Here is a 16992-nt window from a genome sequence, read left to right on the forward strand (position 1 = left end):
TAACAGCGAACGGAAATACTCGGATGGCCAAGCGGATCGACGTCAAAGACCTGAATATCTACTACGGCAAATTCCACGCGGTTGCCGATGTCAAGCTGTCGGTACTGCCGCGCAGCGTGACCGCCTTCATCGGCCCGTCGGGTTGCGGTAAGTCCACCGTGCTGCGTTCGCTCAACCGGATGCACGAGGTGACTCCGAATGCCCGCGTCGAGGGCGCGGTGCTGCTGGATGGCGAGGACATCTACGGCTCCACCGTCGACCCGGTCGGCGTGCGCCGCACCATCGGCATGGTGTTCCAGCGCCCGAACCCGTTCCCCACCATGTCGATTCGCGACAATGTGGTGGCCGGGCTGAAGCTGCAGGGCGTACGCAACAAGAAGGAGCTCGACGAGGTCGCCGAGCGCTCGTTGCGCGGGGCCAACCTGTGGAACGAGGTCAAGGACCGGCTGGACAAGCCGGGCGGCGGGCTCTCCGGTGGTCAGCAGCAGCGTCTGTGCATCGCGCGCGCCATCGCGGTATCGCCCGATGTGCTGCTGATGGACGAGCCGTGTTCGGCGCTGGACCCGATCTCCACCCTGGCGATCGAGGACCTGATCACCGAGCTGAAGAAGGAATTCACCATCGTCATCGTCACGCACAATATGCAGCAGGCCGCGCGCGTGAGTGACCAGACCGGCTTCTTCAACCTGGAGGCGCAGGGCAAGCCGGGCAAGCTGATCGAGATCGACGATACCGAGAAGATCTTCTCCAACCCGGGCCAGAAGGCGACGGAGGATTACATCTCCGGTCGCTTCGGATAGCGTTCCCCCGCCTCCCTGGACCTTCAGGCGCCGGAATCAGGTGCCTGAAGGTGGTGTCGGCGGCTGGCGGTACGAGCCGATCTAGTCAGCCCGTACCCGGCGAGTTACCCATGTGGGCGCGAAATCAATTGTGTCGGTATAAAATGTGAAGGCTCGCATTGCATATGCGGGCCTTCATTGTTGTCCGGCAAGCGGTTTCGCCGGAATCACAGCGCGGCGTCGGGATCCGCCGGAAGTTCACCAGTGACCAGGAAGATCACGCGGCGGCCGATCTCCACGGCGTGGTCGGCGAAGCGCCCGTAGTAGCGGCCGAGCAGCGTGACATCGACGGCCGCGGCGACTCCGTATTTCCAGTCGCGATCCATCAGCAACGTGAATAGGTGACGGTGCAGATCATCCATCGCCTCGTCGTCCTCGTTGAGTTGCGCGGCGCGCTCCGGGTCGCGGCTGGCGAGCACCTCCTTGGCGCCCTCACCCATATTCACCGCGATACGGCCCATTTCCGCGAAGTAGCCGTTCACCGCTTCGGGCAGGGCGTGGTTGGGGTGGCGGCGGCGGGTTACCTTGGCGACGTGCAGCGCCAGTGCGCCCATCCGGTTGACGTCCTGGACGATCTGGATCGCGCTCACCACCTGTCGCAGATCACCCGCCACCGGCGCCTGCAGCGCAAGCAGGGCAAACGACCTCTCCTCGGCATCGCTGATCATTTCGGCGATTCGGTCGCCCTCGGTGATCACCGACTCAGCCAGAGTGAGATCGGCCTGGAGCAGCGACTGGGTGGCTCGCTCCATCGCCGAACCCGCCAGACCGGCCATCTCGCCCAGCATGCGGGCAAGATCGGCCATTTGCTCGTTGTAGATGACACGCATGCATACAGACAGTAGTGCGAGGTGCTGACCTAGTCACCAACGTTGGGTTAATGAGTGGTGCCGAACGATTGCGAGGGTGTCGCACCGCCTCGGGACGCGTTCGAAAGGCCGGCTACTTGCACGTATCGTCGGCGGCGTTGACGTGCTCCAAGTCCGACGGCAGTGTGACTGGTTCCGCACTCGACGCAGTGACGGACACATTCGAGATCGGATCGCCGACAGCCGTCGGCGTACGCACCGTACCCGCATAGTCGGCACCGATTACGACCTCGACGATGCCACCGAGACTGTTCGACTGCTCCATCGTCGCCCCGGGCAGGGCGCTGGCCACTGTGGCCGCCTCGGCCTCGTGGCCGGGCCCGAAGCGCACTTTGGTGGCGACCTCGGAATTCCCGCCGGAGTAGTTGCCGGTGTTGTAGATATGGAAGCCCTGATTGCCGAGCTTGGTCGCCGCCCTATTGGCCGCGCCGGGCGTCTCCGAACCATTGGAGACCAGCAGCGATACCGTACTCGGGTCGACCGCTGTGAGCTTGGGTGGCGTCGGCTGCGACGACGGGATCGAACCGGGAGCCGGGGTCGACTTCTTCTCGCCGGGCAGCGGTTGGTCATCGATGATCGCGCGAAAGATCGCCTTGATGTCGGACTCGCGGGGAATCTCATTGCCATAGGAGGTGGTGCCCGCGGTCGGGATGGTCAGGAAGGTAACCGCACCCGCATCGACCTTCTGCAGCGATCGACCGAGCGTCAGCAGGTCGTTCGTATCGACCCTATCGACCCAGGTGTGCTTGGTGAATGCGTCGATGAAGCCACGCAGCTTGCCAGGGTCGAAAAGAACCTTGCTGGACAGCGCGCCGCGCAGCAAGGAAGCGAGGAAGCGCTGTTGCCGGTTGATTCGGTCGTAGTCGCTGCGTTCCTCGCCGTAGACGTGACGGGCACGCACATAGCTGAGTGCGGTCGCGCCGTTGATCCGCTGTCGGCCCGGATTCTCCAGGACCGTGCCCAGGACCCCATCGACGATCGGCTTGGTGGCACAGACGTCCACGCCGCCGACTTGGTCGACCATCGCCTCGAACCCAGCGAAGTCGATGCTGATGAAGTGGCCGATAGTGAGCCCGGTCATCTTCCGGATCACATTGACCAAGCACTTCGGCCCGCCCAGCGCGTACACCGCGTTGAGCTTGTCGCCCATTGCCGCGGGGAAAGTCTCGCTGGTGTACTCCACCTTGTCGTTGTCCCAACCATTGCACTGAGGTCGGCTGACATCGAGATCGCGAGGGAACGAAACGACGACAACCCGCGACCGATTCTTGGGGATGTTCACCAGCATGACAGTGTCGGCTCGGGAGCCTTCGGCATCGTCTGTAGAGCCGGCACCCACCTGCCCATTGGCACCGACACGGGTGTCCGTACCGACCAGCAGAAAGTTCTCGTCGCCGAGCTGGGCGCCGGAGTCGACTACATCTTCCGGATGGTCGTCGAGGGCGGAAACCTGGGTGAAGCCATTGGCGGTCGAACGCAGATAGCTCCAACCGCCGCCGGTGACCAGCAGTGCGACCACCGCACAAATTGTCACGGTGGCCCGGCCCGCAAGCTGCAGCCGCTTATTGCGGCGCTGCCGACTCGCGGCGAGCCGGGACAGGCCGACGCGGGTGGACGCGGCCGCGGTTTTCGTTTCGTCCGGATCAGTGGTCGGCCAGCCGATGCCGCGCTTGTTGGTGCGCGGGGTGTCCTCGACCGGGGGGATTACATCGGTGACGACTTCGGGCGGCTCTTTCCCGCTGGATGCGGTCGAGGCGCGGCGTTTCGCGGGGCGTGCGGCCGTCGGGGTACCCACGATGTCATCGACCACCGCAGAGCCCGCGGATCGGCGCGCGGCGTCGGCCTTGGCGGCCGAGGTCCGGGGTGCGTCGGCGTTGCGTCCGGCTGGCATGGCCGATGTCCGGGGCGGGGCATCCGCTTGGCGCGCGGCTGTGGCGCTCGATTCGCGCGGCGGAATACCGGTTTGCCGCGTGGCGGATTCCGGCGGCTTCGGGGCAGCTCGGTTCGTATGCGTTGGCGGCGCGTCCGGCGTCGTGGACCGGCGTCTGCGTCCGCCGCGTTCGTTGTCGACCCGCTGGACCAGATCCTGAACGGTCAGCGGCGCCGACCCGGAGTCGGGATCGGTATGTCGGGCTCTGCGTGAGGACCGTGCGCCGTCCCACTCGGTGTAATCCGCCGTGGGATAACGCTCCCACGGGGCGCGACCTCCGGGCCCTGGCGACTGCCCGTGCCGATCGTCACCCACCTGCGAACCTCGCTTTTCGTCTCCGCTGCCGGTTCGGCCGCTTTCGACCAGCATGACACCGATTCCGCCAATGATAACGATTCCGCCACGGCGAGCCAGCCCAGTGCGAGATCGACGTGGCCGAGGTTGTTATTCGCGTCGGAATATGTGCTGCTCGGAGGGTTCTTGACGATCAGGTGACGGTGCGATCGCAGAAAGGTCAGCCGCCGCTGTGCATCAGATCCGCACCGGTGGGAACGGCCGGATCGTCGGGATCGTCGAGCCAGCCGTGTGGCAGCGCCACCTTGCCCGGCGAACCCTGGCGGCCCCGCGGCCCCTCGGCGTCGCGAGGGAATGGCGCGGTCGGGTCGAGCTCGCCGATCAGGTCCTGCAACTGAGTGAGGCTCGACACGGTGGCGAATGAGCGGCGCAGATCCGCACCGACCGGGAAGCCCATCAGATACCAGGCCATATGCTTACGCAGATCGCGCATAGCCTTTTCCGCACCGAGGTGTTCGGCCAGCAGGGCGCCGTGCCGGTACAGCACCTCGCCGACGCGGCCGAGATTCGGCGCGTCGGGCAGCGGCTCGCCGCGCAGTGCTGCCTGCAATTCGGCGAACAGCCACGGGCGGCCGAGGCAGCCACGGCCGATAACGACTCCGTCGCAACCGGTTTCGTCCATCATGCGCACCGCGTCGGCGGCGGAGAAGATATCGCCGTTGCCGAGCACCGGAATCGTTGTGACGGCCTCTTTGAGCCGGGCGATCGCCGTCCAGTCGGCCTGGCCCGAATACCGCTGTGCGGCGGTGCGGGCGTGCAGTGCGACGGCCTTGGCGCCCTCGACCTCGGCAATGCGGCCCGCGTCCAAGTAGGTGAGGTGGTCGTCGTCGATGCCGATGCGGAACTTCACCGTCACCGGGACCCCGGCGGGTTCCGCGCCGGAAACCATCGCCTTGACGATCTTGCTGAACAGCGCGCGCTTATACGGCAGCGCCGCACCGCCACCCAGACGGGTGACCTTCGGCACCGGGCAGCCGAGATTGAGGTCGATGTGATCGGCCCAGCCCTCGCCGACAATTATCCGCACGGCTTCGCCCAGTGTGGCCGGATCCACACCGTAGAGCTGCATCGAGCGCGGATGTTCGTCCTCGTCGAAGGACATCATGTGCAGCGTCTTCGCGTTGCGTTCGACCACCGCCCGCGCGGTGATCATCTCGCACACATAGATGGACGTGGAACTGCCGAACTCCCGGCACAACTTCCGAAACGCCAGGTTGGTGATGCCCGCCATCGGCGCGAGCACCACCGCCGGATCGACCGGATACGGCCCGATCCGCAGCATGCTCTTGGCCTCAGCAGTAATCGTCACGCCCACCAGTGTCTCATCAGCTCTGCAACGCCCTGTTCGGCCCGGCCGTGATAGCGGTCACGGGAGGTATTTCCGCGCCCGCTATTGGTTGCGGAGCCTGCGGTGGTAGATCTCGCGCACGGAGGGGTCGGGTTGAGTGAAAGCTGTTGTCGCGCCCGTGAATTCGGCGACGCGCAGCTGTGCGCGGTACGGAAGCAGCTGGGCTGATCTGATGATGGCCGCGAGGCGGCGCGGCACGGTTACCAGCGGTTTGTCCTGCCGTACCGATTCGAGGATCGCCTGTGCGACATCCTCCGGATCCACCGTGGTCAGCGGCGTGATCCAGTTCGGCATGTTGGCACCGGCGGACAGTTCGGTGCGCACGATGCCCGGCAGCACCGCGCCGACGTGCACGCCGTGCTCCTTCATCTCCAGATGCAGCGCCGAGGTGAAACCGACTACCGCGTGTTTGGTCGCGCAGTAGGTGGCCAGGCCTGGAAAGCCCTGTGTCCCAGCCAAAGACGCGATATTGATCAGGTGTCCGCTGCCGCGGTCTCTGAACCGCTTTACCGCGAGCCTTGAACCATGGATCACCCCGTTGAGGTTGATATCGATGATTCGTTCGGTCATCGCCTCGTCCTCGTCGACAAACAGACCGGTAGGCATGATTCCTGCGTTGTTGACCAGCACGTCCAGCGGGCCGAGTTCGTCGTCCACGCTGTCGAGGAAGGCGGCGAAGGATGCCTTATCCGTGACGTTCAACGGCAGACCGACGACCTCGGCGCCCGGGTCGGCACCCAACTCCGCCGCCGTCTCGGCTACCAGTTCGACATCGATATCGCCGATCGCGACCGCGGCGCCCGCCGCCAGAAACGCCTCGGCGCTCGCGCGTCCGATACCGCGCGCGCCGCCGGTGATCGCGACGACCTTGCCGGTGAGCGTCCTGGCGCCCCTCGATGCGCTCGACATATCCTCGGCCTCCTACGGTGCCGTGAGCTGTGGCCGGTCAGCGCGCTGCGCGTCGGCGGCGATACCAGTGTCGAGGTTCGCGGGCGGATCGTCGGCGGATTCGGAATCAGAGGTCCCGTCCCAGGTCGGGCACCCCGGCTCCGAGGGCACTGCGGCCATCCCGGACGGCCTCAGTCGCCCGTTACTCCCCGGTAGCGCCTGTGACCACCATACTCGCCGGGAACGGGCGAATGACAGAACCGATCGAGGGCAGCGTATCGGGCGCCGAGGACTCCGGCGTGGAGTTGGGTAATTCTGCCGAGGCGAAGTCGTCCGATACGAAAGCCGACAAGCCTGGACGAGTGGTCGGGAACGGTATCGGTTCGTGCCTCTACCGTCGTTCTCGGCGCGGTAATCGGCGCATTGGTGATCGCGGGTCGGCGTACCGGGTGGCTTTCTCGTCTCGGCCCGCGGTGGCCACCCGATACGCGGTCGCGGCCGGCCCCTGTCAATTACCGCGACATCCCGCGATGGGTGCCGCGGCTGAAGGCGAATACCGTTGCGCGGCTGGCGAATAAGTTCGATGCGCCCGCGCCCGAGCTCGAAAAGATTCTGGTTCCGCTGAAGTGGACCTCGACCGCCGTGCCGATCACCGCAAGGGTGATGTCGGAGCAAGGCAGAAATCTACGAAGTCGATGTTCGCAAATGCGAGTTCGACGAATGTGCAGAGCCCGGAATGCGCGCCGACAACGGTGACCTACAACGTCACGCTGGATATGAACTCGGATTGGAAGATCATCGAAGTGGGCGGTGTCGACAGCGCACATCGATGAAGCAGTGCCGCAACGAGTTTCGACGGTTGAATGTATAAGTTTGCTACCGGGATCAGGGTTGCCGGACATCAGCGCGCCGCCGCCGGAGAAATCCGACGGCGGCGCGCTGACGTTTGCGGAGGTCGCGATCAGCCGGCGATACCGGCGAGTTCGCGCTTCTTCGCCTCGCGGGCGAGCATGCGGTCGCGCTGTTCTTCGAACTTGACGACGTCCTCGCCTAGCTTCTCCAGGAACAGCCCGAGCCGCTCGCGCACGGCCTCGCCGCGCGCGGTGAAGTCGGTGCGGTCGAAGATATTCCACTTCTTCAGCACCGGCTGCACTACCTCTTCGAGGTGCTGGCGTAGATCGTAGATGCCGTGCTTGGCCATCAGTACGCCGTTGCGGCGGAAGTTGGGCATACCGGCGCCGGGCATCTGGAAGTTCTCCAGAATCAGCGTGATCGCCTCGAGGGTCTGGTCGGGGGAGAGGTCGAGAGCCGCGCCGCACATGTTGCGGTAGAAGATCATGTGCAGGTTCTCGTCGGCGGCGACGCGCTGGAGCATGCGATCGGCGATCGGGTCGTCACAGACCTTGCCGGTATTGCGGTGGCTGACCCGGGTGGCCAACTCCTGGAAGGTCACGTACGCGACCGAGTGCAGGAAGCCCGCATCGGCCTCGGTCGGCGAAGCGAATCCATTGGTCATGTGGATCATGCGCGCCTCTTCGAGCGCGACGGGATCGACGCCACGGGTAACGACGAGGTAGTCGCGCATGACGATGCCGTGTCGGTTCTCCTCGGCGGTCCAGCGACCGACCCAGGTGCCCCAGGCGCCATCCTGGGAGAAGTTCTCGGCGATCTCGCGGTGGTAGGAGGGCAGATTGTCTTCGGTGAGCAGGTTCGTGATCATCGCCGCCTTGGCGACCTCGCTCAATCGGGACTGCTCAGGGTCCCAGTCGACACCGCCTAGTGCCGCGAAGTTGCGGCCCTCATCCCACGGGACGTAGTCGTGCGGATGCCATTCCTTTGCCAAGGACAGGTGCCGGTTGACGTTTTCTTCGGCAACCGGCTCCAACTCCGTGAGCAGCTCGAGTTGAGTCAGATCCCTTGCCATATACCAAGCCCTTCATGTGTGTGCGCTCTTGCTGGTCAGGCCCCCGAGTAGACCGTGTGCCGATGCGGCCATACCTTACGGCACCGTAGGTGTGATGCGAAACGCATCCGGCTGGCAAATGAGACCTCGTGATCGAGGTCATACGTCGACGCCGACGTTCGACAACCACACCGAGTGTAGGGGGTCGACCCGTAGTGAGGGGTTTATCGGTCCGCGCCGAGAGTCGTTAGCCCAGCGTGCCGTAACGCACAAGGCGACAGTAGTGCCGTAACCAGCCGCTGGTGCTGCCGCCGCAGTCGGTGAGCGTTCACGGACGGGAAGTCTGCCGGCGCGTTGCTGAGTGTGCCACTCGCGTTCTCGGCCAACGCTTCTCCGACCGCGCTGCCGATGCCGCCAGCCCCTGAGTATGTCTCCGGAGCCGCCACCTGACCGCGTCCGCGGGGGCGCGCCGTCGCCACGGCTCGGGTGCTCGGCCGGGTAGGCCGGCATGATCGGAGCCGGCAGCAGCTCGGCGACTGGATCGTTGCCGACGGTGTCCTCCGTCGCACCGAGCACACTGAAATTTTTCGACCCATCATCGACATCGACCCGGTCGACCAGCGCGCCTCGCCCTCGGCGAAGGCGCCGCGCTGATCCAGCGCCGGTAATCCGCCGGGCAGGATAGGCAATGCCGCCTTTACCGCGTCGTCGCGGTGGGCTGGTCGACACCCGACTTGTTTCACGGCTGGAGCGGACGCGCGCGGTAAGAGCATTCGGACCGGGAAAAAGCTCAGGCGTCCGGTATTGAACCGGACGCCTGACAAGGTGCCCCCAGTAGGGCTCGAACCTACGACCTGCGGATTAAAAGTCCGTAGCTCTACCAACTGAGCTATAGGGGCGCGGATGGACAGTGTAGTGCGCCGGGCGCGGATCGGGTAACCGGGGGCATGGCGCGTCGGCTGGGGTGTGGGTTCGGTTCGCTCAGGTTGTCGGGTACCGGATTCGGGTCGTGCTTGCGCGCCGGCTAACGCGACGTGCGCGGCAAGCGATGCTGCCGGTAAACATTTGGTACCCAGCTTTGTTCATTCCTGCCGAACCGGGCTACCATCCAATCATGTTGCGTACCAATATCTTTGGATTTGCAGGAAGGATGGGGCCAGCGCGCGGGGGATGCGGCGAGGCAGCTGGCCGGTATCGCGCGGTCGACGCCGCGGTGACCGGGCCGCTGGTCGACTCGGGTGAACCGTGCTGCATTGCTGTCGAATTCGGAAATCCGAGGCAGCGCTTTGCTTGATTGCGTGAAGTTAGCCGCAACAGATATCCGAATGGTTCGGCGGCCGGAGTCTTCGGTTTGTCGCGTGTCAGGTGGTGTTTCCGGGTACCGTGACGGCTTGGTGAATTACGGAAGAATCGCCGACCTACCCGGCGATCCGGAATTCGGCTTATCGTTGGTGTGCCCGAACGTGTCGCGGCCGGTACGACCGATCGCGACTTCCTACGAGTCGACGCCGGGGGAGGAAGATCCGAGACGAAGTAATGCCCAGGTGCGCACCCCCTGCGGCGCACCTGGGCAGGAAAACTATACCAGCTGGTGTGTTTCAGGATTTCCGCAAGTTTTCGTACCGAAAGTTTGAAACGGGGCGAAATCCCGGTTTGAAGTATTGATAAAACTCATAACTTCGCGCCAAGGGTCCGTTCCTCTAGGGCATCGATTGGCGACGAGTAGGCTTCGGAGGCGTTTCGAGCATGGCACGGCAGCAAGAGCGGGCCCGCCGGACACGCGCGGCGATAATCAGGTCCGCCGCCGTTGAGTTCGGGAAGAGCGGCTATGCCGCTGCATCGCTCAACCGCATATTGGAAGGTTCACGCGCCACCAAGGGCGCTATGTACTTTCATTTCGATTCCAAGGAAGATCTCGCACGCGCGGTACTCGAGACCGCGGTCGACCGATACCGCATATCCGCCGAGCGTTGGCTTGCCAGAACGGATCTCGGCCCACTCGACGTCTTGCACGGGATGGTCGACGAGTTGGCACTGCGCCTCGAGCACGACATCATCGTGCAGGCCGAATTCCGATTGATCATCGAACCGGACTTCTATCGCGATGTGCAGACCGGCGGCGGTCGCATACTCGGCCGCGCCACCCGGGCGCTCGCGGTCCGCGCCATCGATCACGGGCAGCTGCGCGCCGACGCCGACCCGGACCGCTTCACCCGCACCATCTCCGCAGCCCTCGCCGGCCAGCGCTATCTGATCGACATCCTCGGCAACGGGGTCGATCTGCGTGCCCGGTTCCAGGAGGCGCTCGAGGTCGTAGTGGAGGCGATGGCCACCCCTGAGTGGGCCGAGAAGTTCCGCAATGACGGCTGGCGCGCGCAGGCCCGCCTCGAAGAGCTCGGTTTGGGAGCCTGAACAGCCGATTTGGGAAACGCGGCCAGTCTGTCATAAGCTATCCCAGCTCCCAACGGACACCCGTTGAAGCCGGTCCGGAGAAATCCGGGGCGAGCCCCCTTCGTCTAGCGGCCTAGGACGCCGCCCTTTCAAGGCGGTAGCGCGGGTTCGAATCCCGTAGGGGGTACGGTCTTCGGATCGTTGGTAGCAACGCAAGGCCCTGTGGCGCAGTTGGTTAGCGCGCCGCCCTGTCACGGCGGAGGTCGCGGGTTCGAGTCCCGTCAGGGTCGCAAAGTAAGCGCCGGAGCAATCCGGCGTTTCGCGTATGGCATTCACCACGGGTGCCTGCGGCCAGGTAGCTCAGTTGGTACGAGCGTCCGCCTGAAAAGCGGAAGGTCGCCGGTTCGATCCCGGCCCTGGCCACCAAGCCCCCTCGGCATATCACCTGGTCGGGGGGATTTTTGGTATCGATACCCGATGGGGGCATGGGTCGGTTCTTGACCCTGGTTGACCGCTGAAAACCGGGGCTTGGGGCACGTGGGGGGCACGGCGGAATTGTGATGTTCACCTCTCTGGCTCGGTCGCCTAGCGATAGCCGCCTGGTCGGTGGGGCGGTCCGCCCTGCGTCATCGACGTTCGGTGATATCGAAACTTTGTTCGATTCGGAGTAGTCTCCGCGCATGCCACTTTCTCGACTCGACTGGGCACGCATGAACCTGGAGCAGGTGCGCACGCAACTCCTGGAGGCTGCGACGTTCGGCAAATATCTGCCGCCCGAGCAACTGGAGAACGCAGCGGGCAAAATCGCTGAGGGCATGCGTATCTACGCAGAGGAAACCCCAGGGGCGCCTGCGGATAGATCGCTGTCCGACACCTACTCTCCCCGCGCGTCGGCGTGAATGGCGCTGAGTGAGAGGCGCTGCGGACGAACGTGGGCCTTGCCCTTCAGCGGATAGATCGCCTATCCGCCCCCTGACTGCTCCTCCCCGCCTTCCTCAGCGGAGCTCGGGCGTGTCAAGGATGCCGTAGGCACCGCGTAGCAGACACCGTAGGTGGTCCTTGACTCGTTCGAGTGGAGCGAGACGATTGGGCCATGAGGAAGGTGGGGAGCAGCCCGGCGGTCACCTCATGAGTGTCGGTGCCGGTGTGCTCCGTCAGAATGGTGTGCATGACGAATGACTCGGTCGATGAGCCGAATCGTGACGACATCAATTCCACCAGCGAGGCCATGCTCAACAGCGGTGAGACTGAGCACTGGATCGCCGAGGCTCGCAAGACCATCGCCGCGGCGATGACTCAGGGACGTTTGGACATCGTCGAGAAGGCTGGCGCGGTGATCAACAGTCTTGTAGAGAAGCACACGGCTCTCGCAGCGGCTCATGGCAATACTCTCCGTGCGCAGGCGCAGCTGGCAGAAGCTAGTGCGGAGTACGAGGCAGCGAAGGCGCAGCTATTGGCGGAACAGGCTAAAGAGGACCGGTGACGAAGCCTAAGCGCAGTAGTCGGGTAGCGAACTCGTCGAGATCCACCACAGCCAGTCGACAGGCACGGTCTCGATGATCCCGAGCAGTCGGACCACAGCCAGTCGACCAGGCTGGGATTCGACTGCTCGGAATCGACTGCGGGAGGCCAGGTCGGGTACGGCTGTCTCGTGCCCGGCACTGCCCGATCGTTGAAGAAGTGAGCGATTCAGGAGCTCGGCGCTTCGGCCCGTAGGGCCGCTGCCGCCCTTGATCCTGTACGGCTGAATTCGGCAACAACTGCAGGAAGACACCTGAAGCCCGACACAGTTGACACATCCCGCCATATGCAGACGCGTCGGAGTAAGTATCAACCGGGGGAATATGTAGCTGAGCTAGGACGAATCGGTTTGCCCATAAACCATGCCGTTGCGCTGCTCTCGAAAAATACCGAAGGGTATTCATGATGAGGTGTGGAGAGCGCTGCTTCGGCTTGTGCTATTGTTCAAAACTAAGCGCAGGGCGAATTCTATTCGATGCAATCTAGCGAATGTAGTGGAGAGACATGATGAGACTTGAGCGCCTCGAAGTGCGACGATTTAGGAGTATCGAGGAAGTTGTAATCAGAAGCTTCGGCGACTTCAATGTCTTAATTGGAAAGAATAATTCAGGCAAGTCGAATATCCTCGCTGCGATCGATGTATTGTTTAAGTTCTTCGCTTTGCGGCAGGTTGCAACTAGGAAGACTGACCTCAATAAGACTGTTGATTACTTCGAGCGTGACACTAGTTATCCAATATCTATTACGTGCATAGTAGACGTTGGATCTGATGCGGTCGCAAAGATCGTCGAGTCGATTGCTACCGAATATCCTCAAGTGCAAAACGCGCTTCCCAAGCGCTACTTCGATTTGCAAATTTGTGTTGAGATCCGGGTAGTTAAGAGAGATTCCGAAGATGTTCAGTATGTGTCGTCTCTTTCGCTCGTCGATATAAGCGAAGAATTCGATGAACTCAAGGATGCGCGGCGCTACAACCTGCTGGAAGTTTCGGATGCAGCAGCAATAGAAATCGCTAAAATGACGTTTGATATACGGGGATTGGAAAATGACATAAGAGGTATCGACAGCTTTTTGGAAAACTGGGACGGCTCCTCTGAATTGGAAATTGAGAGTCGGCCAAGGCGGATCGTACAGTCGTCAATTACGCGATCGCTTCGCGCTGCGAGTGTTTCGGACGAGACTATCGCCGCAATAACGTCTTTCGTGGCGGCTGATTCCATAAGCTCGAAGGAGATTCGCACGCGAATCGAGAATCGTCGGATTGTTCTGCAGGAGAAACTCGATGTTGCCAACAGTCAAACGATTTCGTCCCTAATAACTGCATATGCAGGGGCGGAGGGGACGATTCCCGACTATATTGGCCTGACCCTCGGGATTCTTGCCTCAGAGGGAGCCCTACATTTGGCCGACCGCCGTGCGCCGATTGGATCGAGGGAAGCTAGTCGGCTCCTTAGGCTGAAGATGACCCGAGGGGAAGACCTAACGCTCAAGAGCATTCAAAGCACAGTTCAGACGCTCCTGGGCGTTAAGATCGACGCTTTTGCCGGTGAATCATCCAACGTCACTGCCAGATATCAACCTGAAGCCGAATTGGATGTCAATGACTTTCTGGTGGAAGTAAATGGGTCAGGGGTAAGGGAAGCGCTGCGAGTGGTCCTGGATGTAGCGTTTGAGGAGCCAGCAATTCTTCTTGTGGAAGAGCCCGAGGTACATTTGCATCCAGCGCTTGAGATTGCAATGCTGCAACATCTGAAGACTATAAGCAAGGGTACGCAAGTATTTCTGACTACCCACTCGACTAATTTTGTTGATTCCGGCGACCTCGGGAACATATATATTGTAAAGAATATCAGATCTACATCTGTGCAACATGTCGACACTACGACTGCGGAAGATGAGTTACCCAAAGAGTTGGGTATACGACTTAGCTCCGTATTCATGTTTGACAGGCTGGTGTTCGTAGAAGGTCAGACCGATGAGACCATTATTCGATCGTTTGCGACTAAGTTAAATCTAAATTTGAGTGAGAAGAACGTTGGGTTCGTACTCATGGGCGGTTCGCGAAATTTTGCTCATTATGCTGCGGGGGCTACCCTCGCGCTGCTGACGAAGAGGAAGGTAGATTCGTTCTTTGTAATAGATCGTGATGAACAAGATGACGATGGGATAAATAAGCTTAGCGACCAGCTTGGTAGGCTTGGAACGCTTCATGTCTTGAATCGCCGCGAAATCGAGAATTATTTGATTGATCCCGTTGCATTGTCCAAACATATCGGTCACAGGCTGGGTGATGCGAAAGTGAGCCCAGATGAAATTCGTACGGCTCTCTTCGAGATTGCTGATGAGCTGAAGGATTTGACGGTCGCAAAAAGGATCGCGACTCAAACATGCCGTCCGTATCGTGCAGACCGGTCTAAGATCCTCAATGAATCGAGGTCTGGAGGAATTAAGCAAGCGGCGCAGGCTGCACTTGTCGACCTTGAGCAAGAGCTTAGCAGTCAAAAGGATCGCGTTGACCGGCTTGTTGAATCCGCAGAGATCCAACTGGCTTCGCAGTGGGAAGAATACAAGTTGGACAGGGTGCCTGGCGAAGAGCTCCTCGGGAGCTTGTTTAAGCGCTATAAACTTCGTTTTAAGAAGGATCGAGACGGCGCTGCGATTACTGAACTGATGGCCGTTGAAGCGATTCCACCGGAGATTTCACAGTTACTCCGGGACATTTGTAAGTAGATATGGCCGGTTTCTAGGGGTATGCGCGGTAGGGTGTTGGCAGCGAGGCGGCCACGTTGGTTTTCAGTTTTCTGCCACACCCTCGACAGGTGATCATCGGTGGTCGGTCTCACATAGATGCGCAATGGAAGTAGTTAGCTTCGCGGCGGCTGCCGCGCAGTTTACAATCTGTGGTTCGTGGACCGAAGTCGCAGGCTACAGCTGCATGACGGCAAGGGTCTTGTCGTCATGGCGCTCCGATCGTGGTCGGGCAGTGCCGTTCGGATGGGTAGTGGCTTCCCAGGTGTAGCAGCGTTGGAGAAGCCTTGACGTCGTATGAGGTCAAGGGGGTTTTTCATGTCCATACCCCGCGCTGTGCGTCCGGTCGAGTCGACCTTGGTCGACCCGCGGGGACCGGGAGATAGCGCACGTGGAGTGCACGGCGAATTCGACAAAGTGGCGAATGTTCCGGCACGAATCGGTGTCCGTGCGTATGTTTGAGCCTGCAACTCAGGGGGTGGGCTACGTCGGCTTCGGCGGACGGGCGTACTCCGAACCACCAGGAAAGTGAACAAGGTGCGAGCAGAACCGTAGGACTGCGATTCGAAGGAGGAAATCTCATGCGATTCGTCAAGACCGGTGTTCTCGCTGTAGCGCTGGCCGGTGCCTTCATGATTGGGGCTGGCATCGCGCACGCCGATCAAACCGTCAACGTGGACGCCAAGTTGCTCGGCTGCGCGACACAGGCCGGAATCAGCTCATCCGAACTGACGGAGGCCAATATCGGCCGCTCTATCACTGTCTCCGATGAGACTGCCGCCCAGCTGACGGAGAAGGGCTGCCTCTAACCGGTCGCGCCGGTCGTTCTGGCCGTCACAAGCCAGGACGACCGGCTTTCGACCGTTCCGTATCCGCGCCCACAGGTGGTGCAGAGCCCGCGAACGGGGTGTGGGGATCTTGGCGTCAGGGTGGCAAAAGGGGAGTCTGTTGATCATGGTGGTGGGATGCTGGGGGAATGGCGGAGAAGTGGTACTACTGCTTGAAGCATCAGCGGGCCGAGAGTGGGAAGCAGTGTTGGTTCCGGGATCGGATGGGGCCGTATCCGGATCGGGCCACCGCTGAGCGGGCGTTGGAGATCGTGCATGCGCGGAATACGCGGGAGGATTCTCGGGATCGGGAGTGGCGCGACGGCGATAAGTGAGGGCGCGTCAGGGATGCTGTGCGGCAATTGATTTCGGTGCGGATGCGGGGAGGTCGGCGGGGGTGACGGCGCGATGTGCGAGGTAGTCGGCGTATCGCGGGTATTCGAGTGCTGGCGGGAGCGTGCGGGCGCTCGGGTGGTCTTCAGGTCGATCAAGTACGGTTCTTGGCAATCAGACGAGTGCTCCGGGTCCTGTTGTGGGTCTGCGGGCTGGAACAGGTGAGCAGGGAGGGCAACCCTTGAGGGTTACCGTTGTTGTGCCGACCTACAACGAGCGGGAGAATCTGCCGGTTGCGGTGGAGCGGCTGACGGCGCTGCCGGTGCCCGATCTGCATGTGCTCGTGGTGGATGACAATTCACCGGACGGGACCGGCGAGATCGCCGACAAGCTGGCCGCGGAGCTGCCGAATATCGTCGGCGTACTGCATCGCACCGAAAAGGACGGATTGGGCCGCGCCTATGTGGCCGGGATCACTCGGGCGCTGGACGAGGGGGCCGATGTGGTAATCCAGATGGACGCCGACCTGTCGCATCCGGCCGAGGTGATTCCGGCCATGCTGGAGAAGCTGGACACCACCGATGCCGGTGTCGTGCTCGGGTCCCGCTACGTGCCCGGTGGATCCACCGCCGACGAGTGGAAGTGGTACCGCAAGGCGCTGTCCGCCTGGGCCAACTTCTACGTGAACCTGATCCTGCGTCTCGGCGTCAAGGACGCGACCGCCGGATTCAAGGCATGGAACGCCGACACGCTACGCACGATAGATGTGGCCTCGATCCGCAGCAACGGGTACTCCTTCCAGGTCGAGATGAACTACCGGACCGTCAAGAAGGACATCACGATCGCGGAGGTGCCCATCCGTTTCGAGGAGCGCACCCTCGGCGCCTCCAAGATGAGCCTCAAGGTCCAGCTGGAGTCCGCGCTGATGCCGTGGAAGCTCCTGTTCGGCCGCGCGGTCTGACACCGGACCACGACCGGGCACCCCACCCGACGGCCGGGCATCCGGTCTACCGGGTGCCCGGTGGATAGACAGCCGCCAGG

General features: G+C 62.0%; 14 protein-coding genes and 4 tRNA genes. 12 read left to right on the top strand and 6 right to left on the bottom strand.

The genetic code is table 11. The features are described 5' to 3' along the window. Nucleotides 1-23 precede the first annotated feature (23 nt). Entirely contained in the window at nucleotides 24-800 is a 777-nt protein-coding gene (pstB, locus tag ACW2Q0_RS02985) for a phosphate ABC transporter ATP-binding protein PstB (RefSeq protein WP_040686399.1), read from the top strand. 206 nt (nucleotides 801-1006) lie between these two features. Here the strand turns inward: pstB and phoU are convergent, their stop codons facing one another. The 4 genes from phoU to ACW2Q0_RS03005 form a co-directional block, all read right to left on the bottom strand. Next, nucleotides 1007-1669, bottom strand: coding sequence for a phosphate signaling complex protein PhoU (phoU, locus tag ACW2Q0_RS02990; protein WP_457185770.1), 663 nt, complete (start codon nucleotides 1667-1669; stop codon nucleotides 1007-1009). Nucleotides 1670-1781: 112 nt separating this feature from the next. Beyond that, nucleotides 1782-3953 (bottom strand): LCP family glycopolymer transferase, encoded by a 2172-nt coding sequence (locus ACW2Q0_RS02995; RefSeq protein WP_457185772.1) that lies wholly within the window; start codon nucleotides 3951-3953, stop codon nucleotides 1782-1784. A 199-nt stretch (nucleotides 3954-4152) separates the two neighbouring features. Further along, entirely contained in the window at nucleotides 4153-5274 is a 1122-nt protein-coding gene (gene dusB / locus ACW2Q0_RS03000; RefSeq protein WP_457186118.1) for a tRNA dihydrouridine synthase DusB, read from the bottom strand. A gap of 108 nt (nucleotides 5275-5382) precedes the next feature. Next, entirely contained in the window at nucleotides 5383-6249 is an 867-nt protein-coding gene (locus ACW2Q0_RS03005; protein ID WP_457185774.1) for an SDR family oxidoreductase, read from the bottom strand. Between the two features lie 674 nt (nucleotides 6250-6923). On the opposite strand from ACW2Q0_RS03005, the gene ACW2Q0_RS03010 reads away from it, so the two are divergent. Beyond that, nucleotides 6924-7061: a hypothetical protein gene (locus ACW2Q0_RS03010; RefSeq protein ID WP_457185776.1), complete on the top strand. Its 138-nt coding sequence runs from the start codon at nucleotides 6924-6926 to the stop codon at nucleotides 7059-7061. Nucleotides 7062-7189: 128 nt separating this feature from the next. Here ACW2Q0_RS03010 and ACW2Q0_RS03015 read toward each other — a convergent pair whose 3' ends face one another. Both ACW2Q0_RS03015 and ACW2Q0_RS03020 read right to left on the bottom strand, forming a co-directional pair. Beyond that, complete coding sequence (locus ACW2Q0_RS03015) at nucleotides 7190-8152, bottom strand: acyl-ACP desaturase (RefSeq protein WP_457185778.1); 963 nt, start codon at nucleotides 8150-8152, stop codon at nucleotides 7190-7192. 805 nt (nucleotides 8153-8957) lie between these two features. Further along, nucleotides 8958-9030: transfer RNA gene (locus tag ACW2Q0_RS03020), tRNA-Lys, on the bottom strand. 847 nt (nucleotides 9031-9877) lie between these two features. Between ACW2Q0_RS03020 and ACW2Q0_RS03025 the strand changes: the two genes are divergently transcribed. From ACW2Q0_RS03025 to ACW2Q0_RS03070, 10 genes are all read left to right on the top strand, one after another. Further along, entirely contained in the window at nucleotides 9878-10543 is a 666-nt protein-coding gene (locus ACW2Q0_RS03025; RefSeq protein WP_457185780.1) for a TetR family transcriptional regulator, read from the top strand. A gap of 93 nt (nucleotides 10544-10636) precedes the next feature. Continuing rightward, a tRNA-Glu gene (locus ACW2Q0_RS03030) sits at nucleotides 10637-10709 on the top strand. Nucleotides 10710-10738: 29 nt separating this feature from the next. Next, nucleotides 10739-10812, top strand: a tRNA-Asp gene (locus ACW2Q0_RS03035). 59 nt (nucleotides 10813-10871) lie between these two features. After that, nucleotides 10872-10948, top strand: a tRNA-Phe gene (locus tag ACW2Q0_RS03040). Between the two features lie 254 nt (nucleotides 10949-11202). After that, nucleotides 11203-11421 carry a DUF6374 family protein gene (locus ACW2Q0_RS03045; protein WP_457185782.1) on the top strand — a complete coding sequence of 73 codons (219 nt, stop codon included), beginning with the start codon at nucleotides 11203-11205 and terminating at the stop codon, nucleotides 11419-11421. A 269-nt stretch (nucleotides 11422-11690) separates the two neighbouring features. Further along, nucleotides 11691-12005, top strand: a complete 315-nt coding sequence (locus ACW2Q0_RS03050; protein WP_457185784.1) for a hypothetical protein — start codon at nucleotides 11691-11693, stop codon at nucleotides 12003-12005. A gap of 542 nt (nucleotides 12006-12547) precedes the next feature. Then, nucleotides 12548-14773, top strand: coding sequence for an ATP-dependent nuclease (locus tag ACW2Q0_RS03055; RefSeq protein WP_457185786.1), 2226 nt, complete (start codon nucleotides 12548-12550; stop codon nucleotides 14771-14773). Nucleotides 14774-15372: 599 nt separating this feature from the next. Continuing rightward, nucleotides 15373-15600 carry a hypothetical protein gene (locus ACW2Q0_RS03060; RefSeq protein ID WP_457185788.1) on the top strand — a complete coding sequence of 76 codons (228 nt, stop codon included), beginning with the start codon at nucleotides 15373-15375 and terminating at the stop codon, nucleotides 15598-15600. 167 nt (nucleotides 15601-15767) lie between these two features. Next, entirely contained in the window at nucleotides 15768-15953 is a 186-nt protein-coding gene (locus ACW2Q0_RS03065) for an SPOR domain-containing protein (RefSeq protein WP_457185790.1), read from the top strand. 239 nt (nucleotides 15954-16192) lie between these two features. Then, a complete protein-coding gene (locus ACW2Q0_RS03070; protein WP_457185792.1) occupies nucleotides 16193-16912 on the top strand; it encodes a polyprenol monophosphomannose synthase in 720 nt (239 codons plus the stop codon). Nucleotides 16913-16992 lie beyond the last annotated feature (80 nt).

The sequence above is a fragment of the Nocardia citri genome (genome assembly GCF_054065835.1).